The organism is Pseudoalteromonas sp. BSi20495, from assembly GCF_000241185.1.
Classification (GTDB): Bacteria; Pseudomonadota; Gammaproteobacteria; order Enterobacterales; family Alteromonadaceae; genus Pseudoalteromonas; species Pseudoalteromonas fuliginea.
The window spans coordinates 1-26,890 of sequence record NZ_BADY01000155.1 but is presented as its reverse complement, the minus strand read 5'-3'; the positions used below and the strand labels follow the sequence as shown (position 1 = coordinate 26,890).

22 protein-coding genes and 4 pseudogenes are annotated in these 26,890 nt (G+C 39.2%); 10 read left to right on the top strand and 16 right to left on the bottom strand.

The window, feature by feature from the left end:
• Positions 1-47: 47 nt before the first annotated feature.
• Positions 48-140: pseudogene (locus P20495_RS22815) on the top strand (S46 family peptidase); the annotation flags it as partial.
• 457 nt (positions 141-597) lie between these two features.
• Here the strand turns inward: P20495_RS22815 and P20495_RS22035 are convergent.
• The 3 pseudogenes from P20495_RS22035 to P20495_RS03170 form a co-directional block, all read right to left on the bottom strand.
• Positions 598-690 (bottom strand): annotated as a pseudogene (locus P20495_RS22035) (bifunctional phosphoribosyl-AMP cyclohydrolase/phosphoribosyl-ATP diphosphatase); the annotation flags it as partial.
• Positions 681-1,138: pseudogene (locus tag P20495_RS20990) on the bottom strand (HisA/HisF-related TIM barrel protein). The pseudogenes P20495_RS22035 and P20495_RS20990, both read right to left, overlap by 10 nt.
• Positions 1,120-1,476 (bottom strand): annotated as a pseudogene (locus tag P20495_RS03170) (HisA/HisF-related TIM barrel protein); the annotation flags it as partial. The pseudogenes P20495_RS20990 and P20495_RS03170, both read right to left, overlap by 19 nt.
• Before the next feature lie 252 nt (positions 1,477-1,728).
• Between P20495_RS03170 and P20495_RS03175 the strand changes: the two are divergent.
• Positions 1,729-2,112, top strand: a complete 384-nt coding sequence (locus tag P20495_RS03175) for a DUF6678 family protein (protein ID WP_008138601.1) — start codon at positions 1,729-1,731, stop codon at positions 2,110-2,112.
• A 112-nt stretch (positions 2,113-2,224) separates the two neighbouring features.
• Here the strand turns inward: P20495_RS03175 and P20495_RS03180 are convergent, their stop codons facing one another.
• From P20495_RS03180 to hisG, 10 genes are all read right to left on the bottom strand, one after another.
• Positions 2,225-2,416 (bottom strand): DUF1289 domain-containing protein, encoded by a 192-nt coding sequence (locus P20495_RS03180; protein ID WP_008138600.1) that lies wholly within the window; start codon positions 2,414-2,416, stop codon positions 2,225-2,227.
• A gap of 2 nt (positions 2,417-2,418) precedes the next feature.
• Positions 2,419-2,949, bottom strand: coding sequence for a hypothetical protein (locus P20495_RS03185; RefSeq protein ID WP_008138599.1), 531 nt, complete (start codon positions 2,947-2,949; stop codon positions 2,419-2,421).
• Between the two features lie 119 nt (positions 2,950-3,068).
• Positions 3,069-3,683, bottom strand: a complete 615-nt coding sequence (gene hisIE, locus P20495_RS03190) for a bifunctional phosphoribosyl-AMP cyclohydrolase/phosphoribosyl-ATP diphosphatase HisIE (RefSeq protein WP_008138598.1) — start codon at positions 3,681-3,683, stop codon at positions 3,069-3,071.
• Positions 3,674-4,453 (bottom strand): imidazole glycerol phosphate synthase subunit HisF, encoded by a 780-nt coding sequence (gene hisF / locus P20495_RS03195; RefSeq protein WP_007376298.1) that lies wholly within the window; start codon positions 4,451-4,453, stop codon positions 3,674-3,676. Before hisF ends, hisIE begins: the two co-directional genes overlap by 10 nt.
• Positions 4,435-5,169 (bottom strand): 1-(5-phosphoribosyl)-5-[(5-phosphoribosylamino)methylideneamino] imidazole-4-carboxamide isomerase, encoded by a 735-nt coding sequence (locus P20495_RS03200; protein ID WP_008138597.1) that lies wholly within the window; start codon positions 5,167-5,169, stop codon positions 4,435-4,437. The genes hisF and P20495_RS03200 overlap by 19 nt, the downstream gene beginning before the upstream one ends.
• A 33-nt stretch (positions 5,170-5,202) precedes the next feature.
• The gene (gene hisH / locus P20495_RS03205) at positions 5,203-5,793 is read right to left on the bottom strand and encodes an imidazole glycerol phosphate synthase subunit HisH (RefSeq protein WP_002960265.1); all 591 of its coding nucleotides are present in this window, start codon (positions 5,791-5,793) and stop codon (positions 5,203-5,205) included.
• The gene (gene hisB, locus P20495_RS03210; protein ID WP_008138596.1) at positions 5,790-6,851 is read right to left on the bottom strand and encodes a bifunctional histidinol-phosphatase/imidazoleglycerol-phosphate dehydratase HisB; all 1,062 of its coding nucleotides are present in this window, start codon (positions 6,849-6,851) and stop codon (positions 5,790-5,792) included. The genes hisH and hisB overlap by 4 nt, the downstream gene beginning before the upstream one ends.
• A complete protein-coding gene (gene hisC, locus P20495_RS03215; protein WP_008138595.1) occupies positions 6,848-7,957 on the bottom strand; it encodes a histidinol-phosphate transaminase in 1,110 nt (369 codons plus the stop codon). Before hisC ends, hisB begins: the two co-directional genes overlap by 4 nt.
• Complete coding sequence (gene hisD, locus P20495_RS03220) at positions 7,947-9,248, bottom strand: histidinol dehydrogenase (protein ID WP_008138593.1); 1,302 nt, start codon at positions 9,246-9,248, stop codon at positions 7,947-7,949. The genes hisC and hisD overlap by 11 nt, the downstream gene beginning before the upstream one ends.
• 5 nt (positions 9,249-9,253) lie before the next feature.
• Positions 9,254-10,153, bottom strand: coding sequence for an ATP phosphoribosyltransferase (hisG, locus tag P20495_RS03225; protein WP_007376294.1), 900 nt, complete (start codon positions 10,151-10,153; stop codon positions 9,254-9,256).
• 419 nt (positions 10,154-10,572) lie between these two features.
• On the opposite strand from hisG, the gene P20495_RS03230 reads away from it, so the two are divergent.
• The gene (locus P20495_RS03230) at positions 10,573-10,809 is read left to right on the top strand and encodes a hypothetical protein (protein WP_008138591.1); all 237 of its coding nucleotides are present in this window, start codon (positions 10,573-10,575) and stop codon (positions 10,807-10,809) included.
• 100 nt (positions 10,810-10,909) lie between these two features.
• Here P20495_RS03230 and P20495_RS03235 read toward each other — a convergent pair whose 3' ends face one another.
• Positions 10,910-12,766 (bottom strand): cytochrome c/FTR1 family iron permease, encoded by a 1,857-nt coding sequence (locus P20495_RS03235; protein ID WP_008138589.1) that lies wholly within the window; start codon positions 12,764-12,766, stop codon positions 10,910-10,912.
• A gap of 283 nt (positions 12,767-13,049) precedes the next feature.
• Positions 13,050-14,333, bottom strand: a complete 1,284-nt coding sequence (locus P20495_RS03240; protein WP_008138586.1) for a sodium:proton antiporter — start codon at positions 14,331-14,333, stop codon at positions 13,050-13,052.
• Between the two features lie 520 nt (positions 14,334-14,853).
• Here P20495_RS03240 and P20495_RS03245 point away from each other — a divergent pair.
• The 5 genes from P20495_RS03245 (at position 14,854) to P20495_RS03265 (ending at position 22,130) form a co-directional block, all read left to right on the top strand.
• Positions 14,854-17,046: a M4 family metallopeptidase gene (locus P20495_RS03245; RefSeq protein WP_008138583.1), complete on the top strand. Its 2,193-nt coding sequence runs from the start codon at positions 14,854-14,856 to the stop codon at positions 17,044-17,046.
• 89 nt (positions 17,047-17,135) lie between these two features.
• A complete protein-coding gene (locus P20495_RS03250) occupies positions 17,136-18,998 on the top strand; it encodes a M28 family metallopeptidase (RefSeq protein WP_008138581.1) in 1,863 nt (620 codons plus the stop codon).
• 106 nt (positions 18,999-19,104) lie between these two features.
• Positions 19,105-21,021: an ATP-dependent DNA helicase gene (locus P20495_RS03255; protein WP_008138579.1), complete on the top strand. Its 1,917-nt coding sequence runs from the start codon at positions 19,105-19,107 to the stop codon at positions 21,019-21,021.
• 9 nt (positions 21,022-21,030) lie between these two features.
• Complete coding sequence (tsaB, locus tag P20495_RS03260) at positions 21,031-21,732, top strand: tRNA (adenosine(37)-N6)-threonylcarbamoyltransferase complex dimerization subunit type 1 TsaB (protein WP_008138578.1); 702 nt, start codon at positions 21,031-21,033, stop codon at positions 21,730-21,732.
• 68 nt (positions 21,733-21,800) lie between these two features.
• Positions 21,801-22,130, top strand: a complete 330-nt coding sequence (locus P20495_RS03265; protein ID WP_008138577.1) for a hypothetical protein — start codon at positions 21,801-21,803, stop codon at positions 22,128-22,130.
• A 98-nt stretch (positions 22,131-22,228) separates the two neighbouring features.
• On the opposite strand, the gene P20495_RS03270 is transcribed toward P20495_RS03265, so the two are convergent.
• A complete protein-coding gene (locus tag P20495_RS03270; RefSeq protein ID WP_008138575.1) occupies positions 22,229-23,518 on the bottom strand; it encodes an alkaline phosphatase in 1,290 nt (429 codons plus the stop codon).
• A 751-nt stretch (positions 23,519-24,269) separates the two neighbouring features.
• On the opposite strand from P20495_RS03270, the gene P20495_RS03275 reads away from it, so the two are divergent.
• Positions 24,270-25,121: an alpha/beta hydrolase gene (locus P20495_RS03275; protein ID WP_008138573.1), complete on the top strand. Its 852-nt coding sequence runs from the start codon at positions 24,270-24,272 to the stop codon at positions 25,119-25,121.
• A gap of 115 nt (positions 25,122-25,236) precedes the next feature.
• Complete coding sequence (fadD, locus tag P20495_RS03280; protein WP_008138571.1) at positions 25,237-26,889, top strand: long-chain-fatty-acid--CoA ligase FadD; 1,653 nt, start codon at positions 25,237-25,239, stop codon at positions 26,887-26,889.
• Position 26,890 lies beyond the last annotated feature (1 nt).

Here is a 26,890-nt window from a genome sequence, read left to right as displayed (position 1 = left end):
CATCGCTTCATGACAACAACGCTTTTTAATGTCATCTTTATTCATACTCAATCCACGTTGATTCGCGCTACATGCTGTGGGTAATGGATAAAGTAGATAATGCACAAAACTTATTAGACGAAATGAAAACAGTAAAATAAGTAATCAGTGATATAAGAAAAGAGGCGCTTACCTTAATGGAAGCGCCTTTTTTATCGTAAATATTATTAGTGATTAATTCACAAAGAGGGCAAAGAGACGCTTCGCTTTTAAAGAAACATAACAAGGCGCAACGTTTAAAACTTTAGCTTCTTTGATAAAGATATAGTCGCTGATTTTGATTTACACATTTATGGTCTCTTACATGCTTGATACTTTTTATAATATAACGGTCATCTAAATAAAAAATTAAATACCAACCAACATGATTTTACCTTGTGCCATCCCCTCAAGCTGGCAACTAAAATCAATTCGCTTTTCTGCAGGAGTTTTATATAGCAAAGTGAGTTTGTGAAAAGGTGTTGTAATAACTTTGACGGTTTTAATTTGTAAACTAACTCGCGTTCGTTTGTCTTAAAAGGCAAAAGCAGTTTCGCTAAGTGCCTTTTTACATGCAGATAATGCCGCCGAGCGGGCATCTTGAATAATAGCAGGGATCATGTCACTTTTAGCGAAATCGACTTGAGCTTGGTTTTGTTGTGTTACTTGCATAATCTTGCTGCCACTTGGTTATCTGTTAAAAATTGTTTTAGTTCGCCAATGTTAATCACATTTTTATGAAAAACGCTGGCGGCTAATGCACCATCTACTTTGCTTTGTTTAAATACATCAGGTCGCGCAATAGCAGGGCTGTTGATGCTTATTTTATCAGCACCGCGCTCAAGTACACGCGCTGCATCAGCCACTGATTTAATACCGTCCGCTACACAAAATGGAATATCGATATTTCGTGCAATACTTTCTACCCAATTTACATCAAGTAGGCGTTTTTCAACGCTTGCACTGATTTCGTAAAAAACCAGTTCATCGGCGCCAGCTTCGCTGTAGGCTTTAGCCATTGTTAAAATATCGCCAACAACTTAACGCCTTTAAACTTAACGCCTTTAACTACTTGGCCGTCTTTAACGTCTAAACACGGGATTATGCGTTTTGATAACATGCCAGTGCCTCCTCAACGCTAAATGCGCCATCAAGCAATGATTTACCTAAAATAACGCCGCCCACACCAAGCTCTTTAAGCTTTTTAATGTCATCTAGTGAGCTTACACCCCCTGAGGCTTGCACTTTAATTGTGCTGTTGTGACGAGTTAAATCTTCGTAAAGCTCAAATGATGGGCCCGTCATGGTGCCATCTTTACTGATGTCCGTACATAAAAAATCAATAACACCTAAGCTTACATAAAAATCTACCAGCTCAAGCAAACCAAATTCAGATTCACTTAACCGACCGTGCGTAGCAGGTGCCCAGCCCGTAGCTGTTTTATTTACATCAAGAGAGTACATTAGACACCCAACCTAATTCTCTTTATTAATAATCGCATAAAGAGAGTTGAACTCTTTACCAAAAAGTAAGTTTACTGGCTAAGTTTTGTAGTTCAATTAAGTTGGCTGTCTAGTTTTCACTTGCTTCTTTATATGCTGCGTAAAAGTTCAGTAATCGATTGAACCAAAATTGGAACTCAGCTATGGTTTGTTTATCAACAAAAATAAATAAAAACGAGTTAATCTACAGGCTCGTTAGGTGTACACATGAGTCTTCTGCCAATGGCTGATGCGGTGTCCGATGAAAAGGACGTAAAAGAAGCCAAAAGGATCATTGCTGAGAAGCAATTAGTTGGTGCTGCCAACAATACAAAATGGAATGAAATAATCTCAGAGATGCGTGAACTTGCCGAACCTCCGTGTTACCGAACTAAAGTTGTGAACGGTTACATATCACGTTGGGATCGCGAATGGTATTATCACTTACCATTTCCACTACTATGTGTTGAGTGGATTGATATTGAGCTAACAGAAAGTGTTTTAACTCTGGTTAGTAGCATTGGCTTTGAGTTCGAAATAACTAAGTCAACAATCAGGATTTGGGGTTATTTTCCAAAGTGCTATGATAGGTTTGGTGAAGAGTATACCTAATCGGGTAGCGGGAAGTCTCTAACCACCAGCTATTATCATTGTGGAACATTGCTTACAGTTAATTCCTCTAGTTAATTTCTTTACTGGTATCTAAATGTAGCTGACATTAGGTTTAGAGCTTTTTTATATCAACTCGTGGGGTTTCTAAAATCGCTTTTTTTTCATCTTCAGATAATATTATCCAATCAAAAATTTCTTCGTTAGTACGCCCACAACCGGTGCAGTAACCGCTGCGCCTTTCACATATTCCTAGGCAATCGGTTTTAAATTTAGATGGTTTTTTGTTTTGATTTAATTGGCGCATTATTAAAGTCCTAACGGTGGAGCAATTTCAAAGCGAGTAGAAAACCCATTACCTTCTTGATTGGTAGAGAGTGTAATTACAGGGGTTTTAGTATCAAATACAAAGGTGCTGTAAATTGAACTTGCTGTTTCTTTTTGGCTTTCAAACCAACCTGTTTTGGTTAAGCATTGGCGTAATTGCTTAGCCAGTTTTTGATGAGACTTTATTGTTTGCGTTTGTGTTTTAACAGGTGTTTGGCATTGGTAACTTACTTGCTCTGACTGATTTAAAGTAACTGTACAGTTTGCTCCAATCATATGAGTATTCGTGCGCCATTGATTAGTAAACTGGTTATTTACTTTATCTGTTTTTATTGAATTAAAACCAGACTCATAACCATTTATTAGGTTATTAATGGTGCTGCATTCATCGGGTATTACTGAGGTTTTTACAGACTGATTTGTTGTATTAGTGGTTGCTGTAGTCTGATTAGTTTTGCTGGTACAGCCCGCTAAAATAAACGCGATGATAAGAAGAATAATATAGTTTTTCATAGTTCACAGTAACCGATTAATTGAGCCTCGCACTATACCATACATAATTTACTCAACTAAAAGCGAAAAACAAAAAGGCCCATAAAATATGGGCCTTTTGTAATTTGCTTTAGCAGGTGCTATTTATGGCGACCTTGCAAGCATTTAACTACATCTTCAAGGGCTAAGCCTTGGCGTTGTAGTAATACTGTAAGGTGATAAATTAAATCAGCAGATTCGTTTGTTAGCTCATCGTTATCGTGTTTCATAGCGGCAAGGGCAACTTCTACGCCTTCTTCACCTACTTTTTGACAACTACGGCTTAAGTCTTTTGCAAATAATGATGCTGTGTAGCTTTTTTCAGGGTCGTCATTTTTACGCGCAACAATCACATCTTCTAACTGTGCTAAAAAGCTTAAACTTGGTTTTGCTTCATCACCAAAACAGCTTTGTGTGCCTAAGTGGCACGTTGGGCCTTCTGGATTGGCAAGTACTAAAATTGAATCGTAGTCACAATCGGTATGCACAGATACTACGTTTAAGTAGTTTTCTGATGACTCACCTTTAGTCCATAAACGCGATTTTGAACGGGAGTAAAACGTCACTTTATTACTCTCAAGCGTAACGTTTAGTGCTTCGCTGTTCATAAAGCCTTGCATTAAAATAACACCCGAGCGGGCATCTTGAATAATAGCAGGGATCATGTCACTTTTAGCGAAATCGACCTGAGCTTGGTTTTGTTGTGTTACTTGCATAATCTTGCTGCCACTTGGTTATCTGTTAAAAATTGTTTTAGCTCGCCAATGTTAATCACATTTTTATGAAAAACGCTGGCGGCTAATGCACCATCTACTTTGCTTTGTTTAAATACATCAACAAAATCTTGCATACTACCCGCACCGCCAGAGGCGATTAAAGGAATGTCACACAGCTCGCGAATTTTACTTAGTTGCTCGTTGTCGTAACCGTTACGAACGCCATCTTGGTTCATACAGTTTAATACAATTTCGCCTGCGCCTAGGTCTTGTACGCGTTTAACCCATTCTTGTGTTTTATAGCGCGTACGGCTTGATGCATTAGGATCGCCGGTTAATTGATACACTAAATACTCGCCGGTAATTTCATCAAAAAAGCTGTCAATGCCGACTACAACACATTGCTTACCAAACTCATCGTGTAATTCTTTAATAAGTTCAGGGCGCGCAATAGCAGGGCTGTTAATGCTTATTTTGTCAGCGCCGCGCTCAAGTACCCGCGCTGCATCAGCCACTGATTTAATACCGCCCGCTACACAAAATGGAATATCGATATTGCGTGCAATGCTCTCTACCCAATTTACATCAAGTAGGCGCTTTTCAACGCTTGCACTGATTTCGTAAAAAACCAGTTCATCGGCGCCAGCTTCGCTGTAGGCTTTAGCCATTGTTAAAATATCGCCAACAACTTCATGGCCTTTAAACTTAACGCCTTTAACTACTTGGCCGTCTTTAACGTCTAAACACGGGATTATGCGTTTTGATAACATGCCAGTGCCTCCTCAACGCTAAATGCACCATCAAGCAGTGATTTACCTAAAATAACGCCGCCCACACCAAGCTCTTTAAGCTTTTTAATGTCATCTAGTGAGCTTACGCCCCCTGAGGCTTGCACTTTAATTGTGCTGTTATGGCGAGTTAGGTCTTCGTAAAGCTCAAACGATGGACCCGTCATGGTGCCATCTTTACTGATGTCCGTGCATAAAAAGTCAATAACACCTAAGCTTACATAAAAATCTACCAGCTCAAGTAAACCAAATTCAGATTCACTTAACCAACCGTGCGTTGCTGGTGCCCAACCCGTGGGTGTTTTATTTACATCAAGAGCAATTACAAAATGCTCTGCGCCAAATTGTTCAATCCAAGCTTTTACTTGTTCGCGTTTTTCTACTGCCATTGAACCAATAACAACTTGGTTTGCACCGGCTTTTAGCCAATCACTTACATCTTGCTCCGAGCGAATACCGCCGCCCACTTGGTACGGTACGTTAAGTGCTTTGGTTGCAGCTTGAATATGTTTCCACTGTTTTTTACTTGGATCGCGTGCACCTTCTAAATCTACAAGGTGTAGTTTACCTGCGCCACTGTCGGCGTATTCTTTTAAACGCGCGCCAAGTTCGAAAGGGTAAAACTGTGCTGTGTCGTATTTACCTTGGTACAAGCGCACAATTTGATTTTGTAATACGTCTAATGCTGGAATAATCACAAATAATCTCTTTTTTGTTAGTTAATGGACAGCTTACAGCTGCCAATCAACAAAATTTTGTAATAAACGTGCGCCAACTTTTGCGCTGCGCTCTGGGTGAAATTGCATGCCCGCGTAATTGTCTTTAGCAACAATGGCTGAAAAGGTTTGACCGTACTCGCCGCTCACGAGTGTGGCGTCGTTTACGGTGTGCGCAAAGCTGTGAACAAAATACACTTGCTCATCAAGCGTTAGCCCTTTAGTTAATGCATGCTCTTTGTTAACGCTTAAGTTATTCCAACCCATATGCGGCGACGTTAAATTGCCTACATCAAGCGCTTTTACTTGCCCTGGTATTTTACCCAAGCACTGTACGTTACCTTCTTCGGTGCTTTCGCACAGTAACTGCATGCCTAAGCAAATACCCATAAGCGGGCGCTGGTATTCATTTATTGCTTGTTGCCAGCCGTTATCGACTAGGCGTTTCATAGCAACCGACGCGTGACCTACACCTGGCAATATAGCGCGCTCAAAACCCGCTAATTGCTCTGGTGAAGTAATTACTGTTGGCGTTTGGCCTAAACGTTCAAACGCAAAACGTACTGAATTTATATTGGCACAACCGGTATTAATTATGGCAATCATAAACATCCCTTAGAGCTGGCTGTTTGTTGGGTCGTGTCTTGTGCTACTGCCATACGAAGAGCACGTGAAAACGCTTTAAATAAGCCTTCTACTTGGTGATGACAGTTACCGTCGCTTACCGATAAAATAAGGCTAATAGCTGCGTTATCACTTAAGCTTTTGAAAAAGTGCTCAACCATTTGCACGTCTAAGTCGCCTGCTTTTTCGCGGCTAAAATTAGCGTTTAATACAAATGATGCACGACCCGATAAATCAATTTGTGCTTCAGCTTTACATTCATCCATCGGCAGCGCAAAACCATAGCGTGCAATTTGCGATTTAGTGCCAAGCGCTTGTTTAAGTGCAACACCTAAGGCAATACCAATGTCTTCAACAAGGTGGTGCTCGTCTATGTGTAAATCGCCTTTGGCTTTAATGTTTAAACCAATGTTTGCGTGCGTGCGAATTTGATCAAGCATGTGATCAAAAAAGCCAAGGCCGGTGTCTATACTGCCATTTTTAGTTTGATCTAAGTTTATGGCTACATCAATTTGGGTTTCTTTAGTGTTGCGTGTAACACGACCTTCGCGGTTTGCAGTGGTCAATTTAGTTACTATGGCACTCCAATCGCCGTCGTATAAAATACCTTCACAACATAAGTTTTGAGCAAGGCCAATATCGGTCTGGCGATCGCCAATAACAAAAGAGCGCGCTAAGTCTACTTTGCCAGAGCGCATAAGCTCGGTAAGTAAGCCCGTTTTAGGTTTACGGCAATCACAGTTTTGCTCATCAAAGTGTGGGCAAATTAATACCTCGTCAAAGCTAATGCCTTGGCTTTGCATTATGTCCATCATTTTATCTTGTGCTATGTCAAAATCAGCAGTCGGGAAGCTGTCTGTGCCTAAGCCATCTTGGTTAGACACCATTACTAAACGGTAACCTGCGGCTTGTAATTGTAATAACGCAGGAATAACACCAGGTAAAAATGCTAGCTTTTCAAGGCTATCCACCTGTTTGTCGGTAATTGGCTCTTCAATAATAGTGCCGTCGCGGTCTATAAATAAATAGGGGTTACTCATGATACTTCGTTTCCTGCTAAAGATGCTGCGGTAGCCGGCGTTTGTAAGCCATCTAACCAAATTTTTACTTGTTCAAGTTCTTGTTCACTGCCAATTGAAATTCGTAGCCAGTCGTCTTCACCGTATAGTGTAAAAGCGCGCATAACCAAACCTTGCTCAAGTGCAATTTTAAAGTAGTTTTTATCGGCTAATTTTAAAGTAACAAAGTTACCTTCACCAGTGAGAATTTTTAATGCAGCAGGGGAGGCGTTTAGCCAATCTACCAACTTAGCTTTTAAGCTATTTAAAATAGTAACTTGGCGGCGCATTGATGTAATTGCATCGGGTGCAATTGCTTGCGCTGCAATACTTGCTACAACGCCAGATACTGGATACGGCGCAATGACTTTACGAATTGGCGCTAGTGTTGCTGCTTGTGCAAGCGTAAAGCCCGTTCTGAGCCCTGCTAGCGCAAAGGCTTTAGAAAGCGTACGCAAAACCACTACATTACTAAACTCATTAATAAGTTTTGTGGCGCTTTGCTCTGGGCAAAACTCTATATAGGCTTCATCAACAATAACTAATGCTTTACCTGCAAGTGCTGTTGCAATCGCTTTTACTTTATCAAGTGGTGTTAGGCTGCCCGTTGGATTATTTGGGTTACAAATAAATACTAGTTTTGAGCTGCCAACAGCTGCGACTATTTCGTCAGCACTGCCACTTAATAATAATTCTTGTGTAAGCGCGTTAATACTAACGTTGTGTGTATCGGCGGTAACTTTGTACATACCGTAGGTTGGTAAAAATAGCGCAATACTATCTTTAGCTGGCTCACAGTATGTGCGCACTAAAAGCTCAATGCCTTCATCTGCGCCGCGCGTCATTAATACATTTTCGCTTTCAAGCTCTGTATAAGCGGCGTAACGGTCAATAACCAGTTGCGGTTGTGGATCGGGGTAGCGATTTAAATCCTCAATACTCAGTTCAAGGTTTTTAGCATACGGGCTTTCGTTAGCATTGAGCCACGTAGTACCGGTTAGCTTTTCACTTTTTGCAGAGCTGTATGCAGCAAGGGCTGCAATATTCTTAGGTAATAAGCTAGACGCTTGTGCGCTCTCATTGCTCATTTTTAATTGCCTCTAAACGAATTGAAACCGCATTAGCGTGGGCATCAAGGCCTTCTGCATCTGCAAGTGGTAAAATTGCTTTTGAAAGCTGCGTTAAACCACTTTTAGTAATTGTTTGCACTGTGTATGTACGAAAAAAATCAAGCAAGTTTAAACTCGAGTAAGTTGCACTGTAACCATATGTTGGTAACACGTGGTTAGTACCCGATGCGTAATCGCCTGCAGATTCTGGTGTGTAGTCACCTACAAATACTGAGCCTGCATTTTTAACTTTATCTAGGTAAGGTGTTGCAGCGCCTAGTTGTAAAATTAAGTGCTCTGGGCCGTATTGCGCCGATACGTCAAATGCTTGCTCAACTGAATCAACCAAAATAAGTGAAGAATTAGCGAGCGCTTGCTCGGCTGTTTCTTTGCGGCTCAAATTAGCTAACTGGCGTGTAAGTGCCTGCTGAGTTTGTTCTATAATACTTTCGCTGTTACATAGTAAAATAACTTGCGAGTCTGCCCCGTGCTCTGCTTGAGAGAGTAAATCGGCGGCTATAAATTCTGGGTTTGCACGTTCATCTGCAATAACTAATACTTCAGAAGGACCTGCTGGCATATCAATTGCCATACCTGGGATAGTTTGCGCAACGAGCTGTTTAGCCATTGTTACGAAGCTATTACCTGGGCCAAAAATTTTGTTTACTTTAGGAACTGATTCGGTGCCATAAGCCATTGCTGCAATTGCGCCTGCGCCACCACTTTCTATCAAAGTAGTAATGCCACATAACTTAGCTGCATATAAAATAGCAGGGTTAATTGCTTTGTCACCTTGTACCGGTGTAGCAAGTACGACGGTTTTAGCGCCGCTTAACTGTGCTAATACACCTTGCATAATAACCGACGATGGCAGTGGAGCACTGCCACCGGGTACATAAATACCGACTGCTTCGATGGCTTGATATTTCAGTTCACATACAACGCCTGGTTGGGTCGATAATTTAATATCTTTTGGCAACTGCGCTTCGTGAAAACGTTTAACGTTTGCATAAGCGGTATCAATTGCGTATTTAAGCTCTGCACTTAGTGCTTGCTCTGATGCGTTAATTTCATCTAGCGGTACACGCAAACGTGGGTTAGCTCTATTATCAAACTCTTTGGCCATGCTAAGTAAGGCCTCATCGCCTTGCTCTTTTACATTAGCTAAAATAGTTTTGCATATTGCTTCAACCTTTGCGCTTACAGAAACTGCAGGGCGCATTAGCGCCGCGGCTTGTACTTGTGAAGATTCCTCATTCCAACGAAGCATGGTACTTACTCCATCATTTTTTCAATTGGCATAACTAAAATAGAGTTAGCGCCTAGGGCCTTTAACTGCTCCATTGTTTCCCAAAATAATGTTTCGCTGCTTACCATGTGAAGTGCTACGTATTCTTCATTACCCGCAAGGGCAAGTAGAGTCGGTTGACCAGAACCAGGTAAAATTTCACAAATTTCATCAAGTTTATTTTTTGGTGCGTGTAGCATGATGTATTTGCTTTCTTTAGCTTGTCTAACACCACGTAGGCGCGGCATAAGCTTATTGATTAGTGCTAGTTTGTCAGCGTCTTGCAGATCTTTATTTTGAATTAAACATGCGTTTGATTCTAAAATTGTATCACCTTGAATTAAGCCGTTAGCTTCAAGTGTTGCGCCAGTAGATACCAAATCACAAATTGCATCAGATAAACCTGCACGTGGTGCTACTTCAACAGAGCCAGTAAGCATTACTGTACTTGCGTTAATGCCTTCGCGCTTTAACCACTGAGTTAAAATTTCTGGGTAGGTAGTTGCAATACGTTTGCCTTCAAACCAGCTCTTATCGCGAGCGCCTAGCTCTTGTGGCCATGCAAGTGCAAGACGACAGTAACCAAAATCTAGTTTTGAAAGTTTGTTTACTTCGCTGGGAACACCTTGACGTTCACGTTCTGCTTGAACTTCTACTAGTACGTTTTCGCCAACAATACCTAAGTCACATACACCGTCCATTACTAAACCCGGAATATCGTCATCGCGCACACGTAGTACGTCAATTGGCATATTAGTTGAGTGTGCAATTAAGCGTTGTTCACGAAGGTTAAGTTTAACACCTAACTGTTTTAGTAGATCTTGACAATCTTTAGATAGGCGGCCGCCTTTTTGGATGGCGATACGTAGACGATTACTGTTGTTCATTATTCATTTTCCTTTAATTTAAAAACTAAAAACCCCGAGGGGAACCTCAGGGCGAAAATGAATCAATGTTATTTGAATCGCCAGAGGTTCCTTTTAGGAATAACCTCTCAGCGAAAGACCTGACAGGTTATTCCGGTGAATGGTGGTGATGATGTACTGTTGTCAGGTTTAAGCGCATTTTTTGTCCTATGTAACTGCCCGTAAGTTCGCAAACGTGCAGTTGTTATTTGTTTAAATAAATTTCGCATTCATAGAAACATAAACGGCCATATTATGGCAAGTTTTTTTTAGCTTAATTAAAGCATATGTTATAACTGTCGATAATATTAAGATAATAAGCGCAATTTTAGCGAATAATTGTTTGTTTATCATTCAAATTTAGCATTTTGATAATCAAACAGTTAAATAAGGAAGTACGTATGGATATCATGATCCCTTATTTAGGAAGAATCACCAGGCTAGAAGTTGAGCCAAAAGGCGCTTTCCATATTGCGGGTGTGCAAAGTGGATCGGCTACTGAAAAAGTTGAACTAGAGAATAAAAAAAGGCGTGAGTTACAAAAAAAGAAACAGCTCAATATGCTTGATGATCAAAATAGTAAAAAAAAGTCTAACGTAGACGATGACGAAAACCCCCATTTAGATACATGGGCTTGATAATACCAACTTTACTAAATACATAAGCAATTAACTCAAAAAGGCCCTTGCGGGCCTTTTTGCTTATGCCAATTAGCTTAAACTCTTAAGCAGATTAGCATTACTCTTGGTTTTTGCTTTTAAATATATAAAAGCTAAATATTGCAAACACACATACCTGAGCCACAATACCTTGCCATGTCGATTTTATACCAAGCCATGCTATATCAAAGCTTATTGGTAGCGACGCAATACCTATTATATCGGCCTCTTGTAATGCAATAACGGCTTTGCCCATAAGTACAAACGAGAGTGCAAATAGTAGGTAAGTGGTAATGTAAAAAAACTTAGCCACCGGTAATTTAATTGAGTATTTAATTAATACCCACGTAATAATAGCCAGTATTGCTATAGCTATCGCAAAACCCGATGCGATAGATGAATATTGAGCAGGCGAGCTTTGCGTTAATAATGACTGATAAAACAGCACGGTTTCGAATACTTCTCGGTATACGGCAATAAAAGAAAGCCCCGCTAATCCCCATAATGTACCCGACTCAAGGCGCTTATCTATATTGTCTTTTATATATTTTTGCCATTGTTGCGCACTTGTTTTACTGTGCATCCATACGCCAACATACAGTAAAATTACAGCGGCAAATAATGCGCCAACACCTTCCATTACTTCGCGGCTCGCACCACTTATTTCTATTAATGTTTGCGCAGCAGCCCACGTTAAACCACCAGCAATAAGTGCTGTTATCCAACCAATATGTACATATTTTAGCGCATCTTTGCGTTTAGTTTTAATAAGCACAGTCATAAGGGCAATAATAACTAAGAGTGCTTCTAAGCCTTCTCGCAGTAATATAACTAAACTTGCTGAAAGTAGCGCGCCGTCAGTTAGCTTAGTTTCGTTTAGCATGCTATCTGCTTTAGCGAGTTGAGTTAGTGCCGCACTTACTTTTTCGGCAACAACGGCCGTATCTTTTTCGTTTTTGAATGTTTGGCGCAGGTTCATCAGTCGTACTTCGATGTTTTTACGCAGTGTTTCATCGTAGGCATTTAAGTTGTTTTCAACAAGCTCAAAGCCATCTAAGTATGCGCTAATTGCTAAATCACTTGCTTGTGAGTAATTGCCTTTAGCATGCGCTGCTTGCGCTGCAAGTAACTGCGTGCGAGTAAGTGTTATCGGATTTTTGTTAGCGCTAAATAATTGCTCTGGATTACCACGAAGCCATTTAACGTAATGTGCTTGTGCTTCACTTTGACCTGCCGATAATTGTGCGGGGTTTAGGTTTACAATCTGCGAAGCGGTAATGTTTTGTTCTACAGTTTGTGGTTTTTGAACATCTTTAAATGCCAAGCTACCTACATAAAAAGCTAAAGACCATCGTTGTTGTTCATTAAATTGGGTAAAAGCAACCATAGGTGTGTCGTCAATGCCGTTACTTACAGCGTCAAACAACCCCATTAAAGAGCGGTTTGTTGCGCGTTCTTCATCGGTAAAGTTGGTAGGCTCTGGCGATAAGTTTTTTGCAAGCGGGCCGTCGCCTTGACCATTTGGGCCGTGGCACATTGAGCAGTTAGTAGCAAAAAGCGCTTTAGTTTGCTCAACGGGAAGTAGTGATGTAGGTAACGATAGTTGCGGCATAAAGGTAAGTAGTGACTCACGAAGTGCTGAGCTTGCTGCACGTACATCTACAACACTCGCTTTATTAGCAATCGCTGTATGCAGTGCTTTAGCTTGTGCCTTTACTGTATCAAACTCATTGGTTTGGCCTGATAGCTGTCCAGCTTGCTCAATAATGACGTGCGAAAATTCAGTCATTTCTTGATATTCGTCAGGGTCAAGTATTTCACCATTTCCAACAGCTGCCACGTAATCTACACCTACATACTCTGCAAGCTGTGCAATTTGTTTTATTTTTGTTTGCTCATTAGGTGAGGCCGACACATTAAAGCTTGCCATAGCCATTATAAAAAGCACAAAAAAACAATGAAATTGATGTTTGCCCAGAGATACAAAATTAAAAAACATGTGAGAATTATTTTTGGACATTGAAAAGCCCTACAGAGGAAAAGCCAAAATTATAATTGTTTTCATTTGTATTTCAAGCGGATTAATTTAAACAAAGCAGATAAATAAAAAGGATAACAATTTATAGAACTTTAAAGTGTTTTTGTAACACGAAAGTAACAGTAACCAAGTGATTTATATAATAACTTGGTTACTGATTTAATTGCTCACAAAGCATTTATTACTTTGCTTGCTCAGCTGACTTAATGCTGCTTTGAATAAGCGGCGAGATAGTTAAACCTTGTACAATAATAGAAAATATAACCACAACGTAAGTAACAATAACAATAAGGTTGTGTAAGTCAGAGCCGCCTACAAAAACTTGCTCGCGAGGGATTGCTGCCGCCATTGCAAGTGCAAGTCCGCCACGTAAACCACCCCAAGTTAATATTTTAACACTGTGCTTGTCGTAAGTTCTAAAGCGTTTAAAGATAACAAAGGGTGCGCCTACGCTAATAAAGCGTGCTAGTAATACTGCAGGTACCATTAGTAAGCCTAAGCCAATTTCCCCGATTGTAATAGGCATAGTCACAATTAGCATACCTATTATTAAAAACAGTAGGGCATTTAAAAAGCTATCGGTTGCATGCCAAAAATCTTTTACGTAACGAGTATCTTCAGGCCCCGTGCGCTCTGTTGCTTTAGTACGAGTAATGTTACCCATTAATATGCCGCTGGTTACCATGGCAAGTGCGCCTGATATTTCCCAAATATTTGCAGCAGCAAAACCTGCAGTAGGAATAGTTAAGGTTATCAATAAACGAATATTTACATCGCGGCTGTTAATAATTAAAAAGTGGCCAACCAAAGCGATAACCAAACCAAACGCAATACCGCCTAGGGCGTCTACAAAAAAGAGTTCTGCTATATCGCCAAATTGTGCATCGGTGCCATAAAAAGCAACCGAAAAAATGGTCGTAAATATTACTAAACCAATACCGTCGTTAAATAGCGACTCACCTTCTACTTGAACTGAGATTCCTTCTGGCGCTCGCATTTGTTTAATAATAGCAAGTACAGCAATAGGGTCGGTTGGGCTAATAAGCGCACCAAATAATAAACAATAAATAAAAGGCACTGGCCAGCCAAGAAAAGCAAATAAGTAAAAGCTTAAGTAGCCAACAATAAAAGTAGAAACAAGAGTGGAAAACAGTACCAACACCGTTATTTCCCAGCGTTGTTTTCTAAGTGCTAACAGGTTTATTTCCAGTGCACCTGCATAAAGCAAGAAACCTAACATACCTTTGAGGAGTAATTCGTTAAAGTTAATACTCGAGACGATTTTTGTCATTTCAAGTGCGTTTTGATCGCCTAATAATTTTACTGCAACAATCAAAAGTAAAGAAATAACAACCGAGCCTGTAGTTATTGCAATAGTAGTTTGCATTTTGAGGATGTACTGATTTGCAAATGCAATAAAAATTGCAAGTGCAGAGAGAAAACAAATGAGGTACCAAGCATTCATTTAATAACCTTAATTAACGAGAAAAACATATGGTTAAGCGGGATCTAAACATGCCTATGTTACTCCCGAGATATAGCTATGTCACAGTGTTTGTTAGACAATTTGTATTTTTATTTTTAATAAAAATAGTTTTGGTAAATAAGAAATTAAAGATGTTAAAGCTTCAGCCGCGCCTTTAAAAATAGGTTTGTTTTTTAGGCCTTTTGTTAAATTTAATAGTGTTTGTATTGTAAAAATCACTTTATTAAATTTATACACTTAATTGTATTATTTTTATTTCAATATGTTACTCAAAGTAAATAAATGTTTACATTATGTTAATTAAATGTTTTCAATGTTTAGTGGGTTTTTATTAAACTGTTGAATTAAAGGCTTTTAATTTATTTTTTAATACTTTAATTGTAAATTTTTTGTTTCATTTTCAATTGTATGATTTGTAGCCTAGGATTGCTTTAATCGGGAACAAGATGTACCGATTAATAAAAGTATATTCAAACAAATAAACAAATGGAGCGTAAACGTGAATTTATCAAAAATCACAATAGCAACACTTGCTGCCTTTACTTTGGTACAAGCAACAAGCGCAGTAGCTGCAAATAAAAAATATTTAAATCAACAAGCAAATATAAATAATTCAGCACAAAATGGTGTGTCTTCTGTATTGATGGTTAGCCCTGATCAGTTAGTAGGTTTAGAGGCAGGAAATGAGCTGGTTGTATTAAAAGAAATAAAAAGTAATAACGGTGATACAACTCGTCGTTATCAACAAGTATATAATGGATTACCGGTAATCGGAGATACGGTGAGCTTGACGTTTAACAACAATGGGCAACTTAAACGTGCTCATGGTGCTGCTGTATATGATATATCAAGCGATATTGACACAGTTACTCCAAAGTTAAATCAAAAATTGGCAGTAGCTAAGGGATTGCAAAAATCATCTGCAGCGATAAAGTCTGTTGGCTTAGAAAAACATAATGAAAAATCACAATTAGCCATTTGGGTTGATGAGCAAGGTGAAGCGCATTTGGTTTATGAAGTGTCTTATGTTACTTACGGAAGTAACCCATCACGTCCATATCAAATCATAGATGCAAATTCTGGAGATGTACTTTTTAGCTTTGATAACCTTCAACATGCTGATGCGACAGGCCCAGGTGGTAATCTAAAAACCGGGAAATACATTTATGGCACTGATTTTGATAGCTTAAATGTAAGTCAGACGGGCAATAACTGTTCAATGAATACCACAAATGTAAAAACCATTAACCTAAATGGTGGTACTAGTGGCTCAAGTGCATATTCATTTACATGTCCTGAAAACACCTTTAAAGAAATTAATGGTGCCTATTCGCCACTTAATGATGCACATTATTTTGGTAACGTAATTTTTAATATGTATAACGATTGGATTGGTACGCCGCCGCTTTCATTCCAACTGCAAATGCGAGTTCACTATAGTAGTAACTATGAAAATGCATTTTGGGATGGCAGTGCGATGACCTTTGGTGATGGCCAAAATACGTTTTATCCACTTGTTAGCCTAGACGTATCAGCTCATGAAGTAAGCCACGGCTTTACTGAGCAAAACTCAGGTTTAGTTTACAGTGGAAAGTCAGGTGGTTTAAACGAAGCATTCTCTGATATGGCTGGTGAAGCGGCTGAATTTTACATGAAAGGCACAAACGATTGGTTAGTTGGTAAAGATATATTTAAAGGCAACGGTGCTCTTCGTTACATGAATAATCCAACACAAGATGGTAGATCAATTGATAATCAATCAAGCTACTCTTCAGGAATGGATGTTCATTATAGTTCTGGGGTGTTTAATAAAGCATTTTATAACTTAGCAACTACATCTGGTTGGGATACTGAAAAGGCATTTAAAGTGATGGCACGTGCAAACCAATTATATTGGACTGCAAGCACTAACTGGGATCTTGCTGGTAACGGCGTTATGGATGCAGCTTGTGATTTAAATTACGATCCAAGTGCTGTTAAAGCAGCCCTAAGTGCTGTTGGTGTAAACTCTAATTTAAGTTCGGGTAGTTCATGTGGCACAACCACTCCGCCAGCGGAAGATGAAGCGTTATCTAATGGCGTTACTCGTACTGGTATAAGTGGCTCAGCTAAAGAGCAGTTGTTTTTTACACTTGATGTACCAGCGGGTGCTAGCAATTTAGTATTTAATACTAATGGCGGCTCTGGTGATGCAGATTTATACGTACGATTTGGAAGCAAACCCACACTTAGCACTTATGATTGCAACAGTACAACTTCTACAAGTACTGAAAGCTGCTCTATAGGTAGTGCTCAAGCGGGTACATACTACGTTATGGTAGAGGCATGGAATGCTATTTCAGGCGTTTCATTAACAGGTAGTTATGACGGGTCTACTGGCGGAGGTGTTTCGCCAATTAACCGTACAGAAAGCAATGTGAGTGTTGCTTCAGGTGGTTGGACACGCTTTACGCAAAATTTAGATGCAGGGTATTCTTCACTCGATATTTCAATGGCCGGTGGTTCTGGTGATGCTGATTTATATGTAAATTTTGGTTCAGCATCTAGTACTAGCTCTTATGAGTGCCGCCCATATAAAAATGGAAACGTTGAAACGTGTACGATAGAAAATCCTCAAGCAGGTACATGGTATATAGACTTACAAGGTTATAGCGCGGCAAGCGGTATAACATTAAGTATTTCAGCCAATTAAGTTAATTTCTAGGGAGCATTCGCTCCCTTTTTTATTTTTCAAAACTCCCTCGTCTCAAAGGCAATACTCGACTTAAAAGGTATCAATTAATGAAACACGCGATAAAAATTATGCTATTCAGTGCTAGTACTTTATTACTTACCCAACCCTCATACGCACAAGACACTGAAAGTGTTTGGGTAACGATAGATCCCGTTGCAGCCAAACATTATAAACAGGTTCAAAACTCGTTTAAACCAAATGATGAATTATTGAGTATACAAGATACAACATTACAAACAGTGAATTTGTTAAAAATAAGGCCTGCAAATATTGCTCATTTAAGTGAGTTTATGCATGATAATTATCATCGCTGTGGAGGGTTTGTTGCTCACGATTCGTTAATCGAGGCTAATGAATACACTCAGCAGTTAGCTGCCGTTCAAAATCAAAATCTAAGTGCGTTAGCTGCTACATATAGCATTGACAATCCGCAAACAACTCAGCAATTAATAAATAGTATTAGTCCAAATAATTTGACGAACACAGTTAATTCGATGAGTAGCTTTTATAATCGCTATTACACGGCTCAAACTGGGGTAGATGCCTCACAATGGCTAAAAGATTACTGGCAACAGTTAGCAGCTACGCGTAATGATATAAATGTTGATTACTTTACTCATAGCTGGGCGCAGTCGTCGGTCATTGTTACTATTGCAGGAGATGAAGAGGCTGATGAAATTGTCATTATTGGTGGGCATTTAGACTCAATTAATCAATCAAATCCAAGCAACGGTCGCTCACCAGGGGCTGATGATAATGCATCGGGGATTGCTGTATTATCTGAAGTGTTAAGATCGATTGTTGAAAATGATTATAAACCGCAAAAAACAATTCATATAATGGCTTTTGCTGCAGAGGAAGTTGGTTTAAGAGGTTCAAAAGATATTGCTTCATCTTATAAATCACAAGGAAAAAATGTGATCGGCATGGTGCAATTTGATATGACTGGAAACAATGGCAGTAGCGAAGATATTGTAATGATGACTGATTACACTACAAATGCTCAAAACCAATTTTTAGGTCAGTTAATTGATACCTACTTACCTAACATTACCTATGGTTTTGACCAATGTGGGTATGGGTGTTCTGATCATGCATCATGGTATCAACAAGGATTTGCAGCATCAATGCCATTTGAATCTAGGATGGCTGATATTAATCCGCTAATTCATACACAGAATGACGCTAATTTTGATGCTGACCACGCTAGTAAATTTGCAAAACTTGCTGTGAGTTATTTAGCTGAAATGGCAAAAAATGCTGGTGATATAGTGCCACCAGCTAATAATGAGTTACAAAATGGTGTTGCAGTTTCTGGCCTTGCAGGTGATGCTAAAGCGCAGCTTATCTATACGCTACAGGTACCTAATAATGCAAGTAACTTAAACTTTACTACCTCAGGTGGCAGCGGTGATGCAGACCTATATGTTAAATTTAATACAGCGCCTACATTAGAAAATTTTGATTGTAAAAGTACAACATCATCGAGCAATGAAAGTTGTGATATTGCGAGTGCCCAAAACGGTATTTATTACGTTATGGTAGAAGCATGGAACGCTATTGCTAATGTTTCTCTTATTGCCAGTTATAGTGAAACAACAGCGATTGAAACCATTAATCGAACAGAAACTGATATTAGTGTTGCTACGGGAGATTGGGGGCGGTTTACACAAGACTTAGAAGCTGGGTATTCCTCTTTAAATATAACTATGGCTGGTGGCTCAGGCGATGCCGATTTATATGTGAATTTTGCCAGCCAATCAACTGAATCTGTATATCAATGTAGACCGTATAAAAATGGTAATGCTGAAACGTGTAGTATTACCAACCCGCAAGCGGGCAAGTGGTATATTGACTTAAAGGGGTACAGCGCAGCTAGTGGAATAACCTTAACTATAAATGCGCAATAATAACTAATGGGAGCTCTGCTCCCTTATTTATATACTCAAACCGATTACTTAATTACTTGCCCTTGATGTTTAGCTTACGTAAAATCCCGCTATTATTTATTGTAAAGTGATTGGTATTATCAAACAACTGTTTAGCGCAACCGGACCTTTGGCGTTGTCTTTAGATGGATACACTCCTCGCCAACCTCAAATAGATATGGCTGTCGCCGTTGCTGATGCATTAAAAAACAGTTCGCAATTGGTCGTTGAAGCCGGTACTGGTACGGGTAAAACGTTTGCATATTTAGCCCCAGCACTTAAATCAAAAGGCCGAACGATAATATCGACAGGCTCTAAAGCCCTACAAGAGCAGCTGTACCATCGCGATTTACCTCAATTAGTTAAAGCGCTCAGCGCCTCTAAAAAAACGGCCCTATTAAAAGGTCGTGCAAACTATCTATGTACATACAGGCTTAATCAGCATGTTGCACATGTACCTACGGACGACTCTGATGTTATGCATCAACTAGCCATGGTTGCTAAATTTGCCAGCGAAACGCAATCAGGCGATTTAGCTGATTGTATTGGTATAGAGGATGATGCCAAAGTACTGCCTTATGTAAATTCAACAGCCGATAATTGTTTAGGTAAAGAATGCCCAGACTTTCAAAGTTGTTATATACGCAAAGCTCGTTTAACTGCGGCCGATGCCGATGTTGTCGTGATTAACCATCATTTGTTTTTTGCCGATATGGCCGTAAAAGAAAGCGGCTTTGCCGAGCTTATGCCAAAAGCAGATGCTTACATATTTGATGAAGCCCATCAGTTAAGCGAAATTGCCAGCGATTACTTTGGTGAAAGTGTTAGCACTAAAAAGCTGGTGGACTTAATTAATGACTTACGTGCTATTTATAGAGCCGAAATTCCCGATATGCTGCAGCTCGGTAAAAGCTTAAATAAGCTTGAGACAAGCGTTGCTGATTTACGATTACAGTTTGGCGTTGATGGCAGCCGTGGCGATTGGCGTGAAAAGCTCAGTGATAAACAAATATGCGCAGCACTTCATCGTGTCATAAGCGATTTGGACTTTGTTTACCAAGTACTTAAGCTTTGCTTAGACAGAAGCGATAAAATAGAACACCCTTTTGAGCGTGCACTCGCTTTTAAAGGCCAATTAGAGCGGGTTTTTGATACGGCTCAAACCGGCTTTAGTTATTGGTATGAAACAACGCGCCGTTATTTAACGATTAATATAACGCCATTAAATGTATCAGCTAAGTTTGCTCAAATGATGCAAGACACGGGCGCAGGTTTTGTATTCACTTCAGCAACACTTTCGGTTGACAACAAACTAGCGCATTTTAATGCAAGCCTAGGTTTAAAACCAAAGCAAAGCATGATGGTAGATAGCCCATTTGATTACCCTAATCAGGCGCTGCTGTGTTTACCTCGCTACTTACCCGAATCACACGCCGATAATATGCCCCATGCAATTGTAAAATTAACGCTTGAGCTTATAAAATCAGCACAAGGGCGTTGTTTTGTATTATTTACTAGCTATCGAATGATGCATTTGGTAGCCGAAGGGCTAACTACACAAATAGACTACCCAGTTTATATGCAAGGGCAAATGTCTAAGCGTATTATTTTAGAGAAATTTACTCGCCATGGTAATGCGGTATTACTCGGCACGGCTTCTTTTTGGGAAGGTGTTGATGTACGCGGCAGTACGTTAAGTTGTGTTATTATTGATAAATTGCCATTTGCAGCACCCGATGACCCATTATTACAAGCTAAAATGCAAGATTGCCAAATGCAGGGGAAAGACCCTTTTGCGCATATACAATTGCCACAAGCTGTTATTGCACTTAAACAAGGTGTTGGGCGTTTAATACGCGATAGCAAAGATAAAGGTGTACTTGTCATATGTGATAATCGCTTAGTTACACGACAATATGGCCAAGTATTTTTAAAAAGCTTACCGCCAATGCGCCGAACACGAAGTTTAGAAGATGCCAATAAATTTTTACAACAAATTAATTAGAGTAATAAAATGATAAAAAGTAACATTCTAGCCCTTGATGCTTCTACTGAGGCGCTTTCAATTGTTTTACATTTTCAGGGCCAAACATTTCATCATTTTGAAGAGTGTCCGCAGCAGCACAGCCAAAAAATACTTCCACTCGTGGATGAGCTGTTAACTAAAGCAAACTGCAAATTAAAAGATTTAGATGTAATCGGTTTTGGCCAAGGGCCAGGTAGTTTCACTGGTGTACGTATTAGTGTAGCAATAGCGCAGGGTTTAGCGTACTCAACTAACTTACCGCTAGTAGGTGTTTCTACACTTGCAATTATGGCGCAACAAGCGTTTGAACAAAACGGCAGCCTGAGTGTTTATCCAAGTATAGATGCGCGTATGGGGGAGATATACTTTGCACATTACCAAGCGCAAAATAATCTAATGCTTTTAGCTAACCAAGAATGCGTTATAAAACCTGATTTACTAAACAATGAGTATATAGCAACCACTGAGCCATCTGTAGCAGTGGGCACGGGCTTTAAAACCTATCCTGATGCGCTTAATGACTTTGAAAACGTGACAATTAATACTGATATTACATTGCCTGATGCACGTTATATGTTAGCGCATGTTGAAGCCGCTTTTTTAACGGGTGACGTTGTAAAAGCGAGTGACGCTCAACCTAAATATGTGCGCGATACGGTGACTTGGAAAAAGCTACCAGGACGTGAGTAATCATATTATTTGCAAATTGGTTGTTTTTAAATCATAATTTTATGCATTATTAAGGTTGGAGACGCGTAATGACGCTGCCTATTGGTTCAGGTTTTTTTACCGGAGATATTCCGGGTAGGGTTAGCTCTACCAAAGTTGTTACTAATAAACCACAGAGCTTATTAGACCAACCGGCTGCTAAAAAAACGAATATCGATTATGTAAAAAGCAGTGTCGAGGGTGTTGAACTGGCTAATCAGCTGTTTAAAAGCAGTGCTAAAAGCAATGAGTACAGGCAAACAATTTACGACCAACCGACAGCTCAAGTAAGCAAAGCGATTTCTACTTATACTGAATTTGCTAATTTAGAACGCAGAGCAGAAGTACAAAATTTAATAGGCGTTGATATATACGCTTAAAGTGCATTACCGCGCTTTACTTGAATATAGCTATAAGATTTAATAAAAAGCCCGAACATGTGTTCGGGCTTTTTATCATTCAAAATGAAATACAATTTTTATTTTTCAATAAAGCCGATTAGTTTATCAGCAATATCGGTATTGTTTTGCGATCCAATAAATTGTTCACTGCCTTTACCATAAGCAAATACCTGCACGTCTACAGCGGTGTGTCCGCCGGTTGTCCAGCCAGTAAAGCTTGCATCGCTAATAATGCTTTTAACAGCTAAGTTAAGCGCTTTTTCACCCATTTTTTTAGCTTGCTCAAGTTTTATTTGATTTTCAGTTGTAAATTCAATATTGGTGTTAGCAGTCCATACTGGCTTTAAATCATCAGAATCCAGTAAAAGTTGAGTTAGTTTACCAGCAGTTGCTTTAACACCTTTTACTACATCAGTTTCCCATTTGTATTGACCATGTGCGCCAAGGGTTAACCCGCCTGTTGAATGATCGGCCGTTATGACTAATATAGTGTCTTTGTTTTTATCAACATACGCTTTTGCTTGTTCTATTGATTTAGCAAAATCATCCATCTCAGCCATTGCACAGGCTATATCGTTTGCGTGACCACACCAATCAATTTGGCTGCCTTCAATCATTACAAAAAAACCATTCTTGTTTTGGTCATCTAGCAAATTGAGCGCTTTAGATGTGAGTTGAGTTAGGCGAGTTGGATTTTCATCAAGTGCGAAAGGCAGTCCTTTAGGTGCGTATAAGCCAATGGCTGGTATTTTTGTTATCTGGCCAAGGTTTTTAATATCGTCACCGTATTGATAACCAGCAGCTTTAAACTCATCAACTAAATTACGATCGTCTCTAATAAAGTATTGAGTACCACCACCGAGCATTAAATCGACAGGTAATTTACCTACAATTTTATTATCAATGTAATCGTTGGCGATATCGTCGTAGTTATTACGCGATTCATTATGTGCAGCAAAGCTTGCTGGAGTGGCATGATTTATTTGTGATGTTGCTACAAGCGCTGTTGTCATACCGCGCTCTTTTGCTATTTCAAGCATGGTTTTAACTGATTTTTTGTCTGTATCTACTGCAATTGCGCCATTGTAACTTTTATGACCGCTACTCAGTGCTGTTGCACCTGCTGCGCTGTCGGTTACATAAGTATGATCGTCAGGATAAGTATGTGCCATACCTTTCAAAATTGTATCGAAAACAGTTCCTTCAATCTCTTTAGTCGCAGGGTCATCTTTAAAATAGCGATAAGCAGTGGTGTAAGCTGGACCCATGCCGTCACCAATCATATAAATTACATTTTTAGGTGCTGATTCTGCGTAAACACCTGATGTGGCGCATAAAAGTGCCAATAAGCTGATCTGTTTTTTCATGGTTGTACCTTATGAGTGTACCTTATTTAATAGCCGCTTTTATTGTATAGACTTAGTATGATAAATAAATGAATATTTGTAATAAACCATTTCGGTAGGTGGATTATTTAAGCCGATAGGTTATAAATAGCAATTAGGGCGTGTTGATCTTTGGTGGGTGAATTTGCAGCAGTATGTTTGGTTTTTAGGCAAGGCAGAGCCTATGTTGTGTGGTTATTCCCCATGAATAGGCGATAACGCCGCATAAATACCAAACATGCGCTGCCCTTTGGGTTCTTTCTAGGGACGATCAACTCTTTGTTGCCTACATGGATGTAGGTAAGGGGCGTGAGCAGGACGCGGAAGCTTTGCTCGGTTTTTACTTATTCTTACATGGATGTAAGCCATTAGGGTAACGCAGGAGCAGTTACCGAGCCCACTAGGTTACAAACCTCGCGCCGCGATTTAATCGTCCCTAGATTGAACGAATTTCAATCCACAAAGGTCAACACGCCCTAAAGTTGTCATTCACAGTATTTATACTCGTTATTATTTATAAAAACATGCAATAGATTAAAACGCTGTTTAGTTTTTAGAAAATTGATCTTTTCTTAAATTTAGGGTTTATTTAACTTATTGAAAATTAATGGTTACTTTGTTTTTTATTTATTGAGTGAAAGTCTCATCAAGGCTGAACAAATAGGGAGGTGTTAGTGGTCTGACAACTTGTATGCTATAAATGACAATGCATTAAAACAACAAGAGGTTTGGTGTGCAGCCATTTAATATTCAAACCAACAATTTAAATATTCATGGTCAAAAGAAAGGGGCGGGCACTGATGTTGTAATTGCACTGCACGGTTGGCTCGATAATAGTAATAGCTTTGCTCCTATGCTTGATGGCGTTGAACCTGAGCATACTTGGTACTGTATTGACTTTGCAGGCCACGGTTTGTCATCTTGGCGAAGTCAAGATGCTCACTATTATTTTGTTGATTATATTGATGATTTATACCAGTTTATAAATGCGCTTGGTGTAAAAAAAGTACATTTAGTTGGTCACTCGATGGGAGCCATGGTGGCAGGACTTTTTGCTAGCTGTTTTAACGATTATGTTAAGTCGGTTACCTTTATTGAAGGCATTGGCTGCGTTACAACCCCTAGCCAAGATGTATGCGAACAGTTAAAAAATTCGGTATTAAATAGAGCAAGATTAAAAAATAAGAAATCGAGAATTTATAAATCGAAAACGCTAATTTATGAAGCACGCTCACAAACTACCGATTTGAACAATGAACTAATTATGCTTTTAATGAATCGAAACATAAAAGCAATCGATGGAGGGTTTGAATTAACGACTGACCCAAAGCTTAAGAATCACTCAGGTTTTAGGTTTGATGAAGCGCAATGTATTGGTGCAATAAAAGATTTAATTGCACCATGTCAATTAATTATAGGTAATGAAGGTTATACGTTTGTAAAACAGAATTTAGCTAAGTATATTAGTTATTACAGTGACTTAAGTGTAATTAATGTTGGTGGTGGGCATCATTGTCATATGCAAAGTAGTAACGAATGTTTTGAATATATTCAAGCATTTATGGTGCAAAGTGGTGCACGTTAATTGTATATTGTCGATAAATGTGGGATTATTCCCGCATTAGAGTATTTGCTCAATTGTTAAAGTGCCTTACTTAGATTAAGGTTAATAAAAATATAATTATAAACAGGGGCTAAGAGTGGAAAAAATCTGGCTTAAGCGCTACCCAGAGGGTATGCCTGAAACAATCGATCCTGAGCATTACAACTCGTTACTCGAAGTGTTCGAAAAAAGTTTTAGTGACTACAAAGATTTACCTGCATTTACTAATATGGGTAAAACACTGTCTTATGACGAAATTGATACAGCAACCAAAAAAGTTGCTTCTTACATTCAAAATAATTTAGGTCTCAAAAAAGGCGACAAAGTCGCTGTTATGATGCCCAATTTATTGCAAACGCCGATATCAATTTTAGGTATTTTACGTGCGGGTTGTGTGGTTGTTAACGTTAATCCACTTTATACCGTGCGTGAGTTAGAGCATCAATTAAAAGACTCTGATACCACCGCAATTTTTATTCTTGCAAACTTTGCAGATACGCTTGAAAAATCACTTGCACATACTGATGTTAAACATATCGTAGTTACGCAAGTAGGCGATTTGGTTGGTGGCCTTAAAAAACACATAGTAAACTTTGTTGTTAAGCACGTTAAAAAAATGGTGCCTACATACAATTTACCTAATACGATTAAGTTTTCTGACTTGTTAGAAGCAGATGCAAATGCATATAAACGCCCGGAAATGAACTTAAGCGATTTAGCTTTTTTACAATACACTGGTGGTACAACGGGTGTATCTAAAGGAGCAATGCTGAGCCACGGTAATATGGTGGGGAATCTTGAGCAAGTATCGGGTTGTTTAGATAAAGTATTGGAACGAGGTAAAGAAGTTGTTGTTACCGCATTGCCGCTTTATCATATTTTTGCATTAACGGCTAACTGCTTAACCTTTATGAAATATGGTGGTTTAAACTTATTAATTACTAATCCGCGCGATATGCCCGGGTTTGTTAAAGAATTAGGACAAACAAAATTTACTGCCATTACGGGTGTTAATACGTTATTTAATGGCTTGTTAAATACTCCAGGTTTTGCTGAACTTGATTTTAGCCATTTGAAAATGTCATTAGGCGGCGGTATGGCCGTTCAACGTCCAGTCGCAGAAAAATGGCAAAAAGTAACTGGCTCAAAATTAATGGAAGGCTACGGCCTTACTGAATGTGCTCCTTTAGTGACTATCAGTCCTTACGATTTGAAAGCGTACAACGGTTCTATTGGCTTACCAGCGCCAAATACTGATATAAAGTTAATTCTTGATAATGGTGAAGAGGCTGCACAAGGTGAGCCTGGTGAGCTATGCGTTAAGGGACCTCAGGTAATGCTTGGTTACTACAAGCGACCAGATGCAACCGCTGAATGTTTAAAAGATGGTTGGTTTGCAACAGGTGATATTGCAACCTATGATGAGGAAGGTTTCTTTTTTATCGTCGATCGTAAAAAAGACATGATTATTGTTTCTGGTTTCAATGTTTTCCCAAATGAAATTGAAGAAGTTATCGCTATGCACGAAGGTGTGCTTGAAGTAGCAGCTATTGGTATTCCACATGATGCAAGCGGTGAACAAGTTAAAGTTTTTGTTGTAAAAAAAGACCCTTCTTTGACTGAAAAAGATATAATAAATCACTGTCGTGATAATTTAACTAATTATAAGGTTCCCAAGCTCGTTGAGTTTAGGGATGAATTACCTAAAACTAATGTAGGTAAAATACTCAGAAGAGCCTTGAAAGATTAGC

Excerpts from the sequence above, each read along its gene's own strand:
- P20495_RS03270 (WP_008138575.1), bottom strand. The coding sequence starts at position 23,518 with ATGAAAAAACAGATCAGCTTATTGGCACTTTTATGCGCCACATCAGGT.
- P20495_RS03185 (WP_008138599.1), bottom strand. The coding sequence starts at position 2,949 with ATGAAAAACTATATTATTCTTCTTATCATCGCGTTTATTTTAGCGGGC.
- P20495_RS03250 (WP_008138581.1), top strand. The coding sequence starts at position 17,136 with ATGAAACACGCGATAAAAATTATGCTATTCAGTGCTAGTACTTTATTA.
- P20495_RS03235 (WP_008138589.1), bottom strand. The coding sequence starts at position 12,766 with ATGGCTATGGCAAGCTTTAATGTGTCGGCCTCACCTAATGAGCAAACA.
- P20495_RS03175 (WP_008138601.1), top strand. The coding sequence starts at position 1,729 with ATGAGTCTTCTGCCAATGGCTGATGCGGTGTCCGATGAAAAGGACGTA.
- P20495_RS03230 (WP_008138591.1), top strand. The coding sequence starts at position 10,573 with ATGGATATCATGATCCCTTATTTAGGAAGAATCACCAGGCTAGAAGTT.
- P20495_RS03240 (WP_008138586.1), bottom strand. The coding sequence starts at position 14,333 with ATGAATGCTTGGTACCTCATTTGTTTTCTCTCTGCACTTGCAATTTTT.
- P20495_RS03180 (WP_008138600.1), bottom strand. The coding sequence starts at position 2,416 with ATGCGCCAATTAAATCAAAACAAAAAACCATCTAAATTTAAAACCGAT.
- P20495_RS03265 (WP_008138577.1), top strand. The coding sequence starts at position 21,801 with ATGACGCTGCCTATTGGTTCAGGTTTTTTTACCGGAGATATTCCGGGT.
- hisH (WP_002960265.1), bottom strand. The coding sequence starts at position 5,793 with ATGATTGCCATAATTAATACCGGTTGTGCCAATATAAATTCAGTACGT.
- hisC (WP_008138595.1), bottom strand. The coding sequence starts at position 7,957 with ATGAGCAATGAGAGCGCACAAGCGTCTAGCTTATTACCTAAGAATATT.
- hisB (WP_008138596.1), bottom strand. The coding sequence starts at position 6,851 with ATGAGTAACCCCTATTTATTTATAGACCGCGACGGCACTATTATTGAA.
- hisD (WP_008138593.1), bottom strand. The coding sequence starts at position 9,248 with ATGCTTCGTTGGAATGAGGAATCTTCACAAGTACAAGCCGCGGCGCTA.
- hisG (WP_007376294.1), bottom strand. The coding sequence starts at position 10,153 with ATGAACAACAGTAATCGTCTACGTATCGCCATCCAAAAAGGCGGCCGC.
- hisF (WP_007376298.1), bottom strand. The coding sequence starts at position 4,453 with ATGTTATCAAAACGCATAATCCCGTGTTTAGACGTTAAAGACGGCCAA.
- hisIE (WP_008138598.1), bottom strand. The coding sequence starts at position 3,683 with ATGCAAGTAACACAACAAAACCAAGCTCAGGTCGATTTCGCTAAAAGT.
- tsaB (WP_008138578.1), top strand. The coding sequence starts at position 21,031 with ATGATAAAAAGTAACATTCTAGCCCTTGATGCTTCTACTGAGGCGCTT.